Source organism: Dawidia cretensis (assembly GCF_018598175.1).
Classification (GTDB): domain Bacteria; phylum Bacteroidota; class Bacteroidia; order Cytophagales; family Cyclobacteriaceae; genus Ohtaekwangia; species Ohtaekwangia cretensis.
Genome location: NZ_JAHESE010000079.1, coordinates 1 through 1,903 on the forward strand (window position 1 = coordinate 1; position 1,903 = coordinate 1,903).

The 1,903-nt window shown below is 45.7% G+C and carries 1 protein-coding gene; it reads left to right on the forward strand.

What is annotated here, in order from left to right; translation table 11 throughout:
- Positions 1–557: 557 nt before the first annotated feature.
- Entirely contained in the window at positions 558–1,841 is a 1,284-nt protein-coding gene (gene ltrA, locus KK062_RS29750; protein ID WP_254088032.1) for a group II intron reverse transcriptase/maturase, read from the forward strand.
- Positions 1,842–1,903 lie beyond the last annotated feature (62 nt).

A 1,903-nucleotide genomic window follows, 5' to 3' on the forward strand; every position in this document is an offset into this window, starting at 1 on the left:
GGCTATTGAGTGTCACGTAGATAGGCGTATGAACGAACCATAAGTTTATTGGATACTGCACAAATGATGAGAGTTGGCCTCTCGGGTTCGGTGTACAAGCGCAGAACTCAAACAACTTTCAAGTTGCACTAGTAAAGAGCTAGTGTGGCGAGCGTTGAAAGAAAAGGCTTCGTGAAGGAGTCATGTAAGTAGTAAGAAGACGAACGTAAGGTGAACCGCCAATAGAAGCATCGAAAGTGTTAAATGATGTCAAAATTAAAGTCTAATAGCATCTTTAAGAAGAGCATAGTGGGAGCTTGTTTACGGGCTATGCGGCATCCGGTGTATAGGGGGCGTGATCTTACTACAGGCGTTTGTGCGGAACGTGAGAACCTGTCGTCACGATGGGAAGAGAAAATCTCAAGCAAAAGTGACTGTAAGAGAGAAAGTATCGAAGCGTGGCACGGGGGCGGAACTTCCCGTATTAGTGATGAAGCACTTGTAATGAGTGTGGAGCGAAGGGGCAGTGTTATTGGGCTTAGTCTTGAAGGAAACTCATTAGAGGAGGTACTGAAAAGATGAAAGCAAAACCATTTACGATATCAAAGTACCTGGTGTACAATGCCTATAAACGGATCCGGTCCAACAAAGGCAGTGGTGGCGTTGATGGGCTGAGTCTTGAAGAGTTCAATAAGGACTTGGAAAACCATCTGTATAAGCTGTGGAACAAAATGAGTTCAGGCAGCTACATGCCACCTGCTGTTAAATTGATTGAGATACCGAAGAAGAATGGGGGTAAACGTCCACTAGGAATACCTACGATATCAGACCGAATTGCCCAAACGGTTGTGAAGGCACACTTGGATGAGCATCTGGAGAAGTTGTTCCATGAAGACTCTTATGGCTTCAGACCTAATAAAAATGCCCACGACGCAATTGCGAAAGCAAAGGAACGTTGCTGGGATTTTAACTGGGTTATTGACTTAGACATCAGGAGCTTCTTTGACAATATTCCCCAAGAGCTGTTGATGAAGGCAGTAGAACGGCACTGCGACCAGCGCTGGATGTTATTATACATCGAGCGCTGGCTCAAAGCACCGTTGCAGAAAGAGAATGGAGAGATGGTGGAACGCACAAAAGGCGTTCCACAGGGTTCGGTTATTGGACCGGTCTTAGCCAATCTCTACCTGCACTACTGCATGGATGCGTGGTTGACAAAACATTATGCGTATTGCAAGTTCGAAAGATATGCTGATGATGCGATTATCCACTGCGTTACGAAGCGTGATGCCACAGTAATTAAGGAAGCGCTTGAAGAACGTATGAAGGAGTGCGGGCTTGAGCTTCATCCTGAGAAGACGAAAATTGTTTACTGCAAAGACAGCAATCGGCGACACTCTTACGAGTGCGTATCCTTTGACTTCCTCGGCTACACGTTTATGCCGAGGCTGGCTCAACATGGAAGGCGCAAGGAATGGTTTACCAACTGGTTGCCCGCAGTGAGCAGGAGTTCGATGAAACAGATGAACAGGAGCTTAAAGCGGATGAGCATCTTCAGGCATAGCGGGGCTACCATTAGTTACTTGGCAGAACAGATCAATCCAATACTAAGGGGCTGGATCCACTATTATGGAAAGTTTTACAAAACCACACTTAAGAAGTTTATGCACAATGTGAATGTAAAAGTTGCCAGCTGGGCAAGGAGGAAGTACAAGAATCTTCGAACCAGCGAGATGAAAGCGATCAACTGGTTGTATGGCATATGCCTTAACAATCCGAATCTGTTTGCTCACTGGCAGCTGCTAGGCTCGAAGCCTACTGGTACTAAAATAAAAGTTCAACCAATAATGGAAGCGCAATGAAGCGAGAGCTTCACGTTGCGTTTTACGAGAATCTCAGGCTGAAATGCCTGGGTTTACTTACC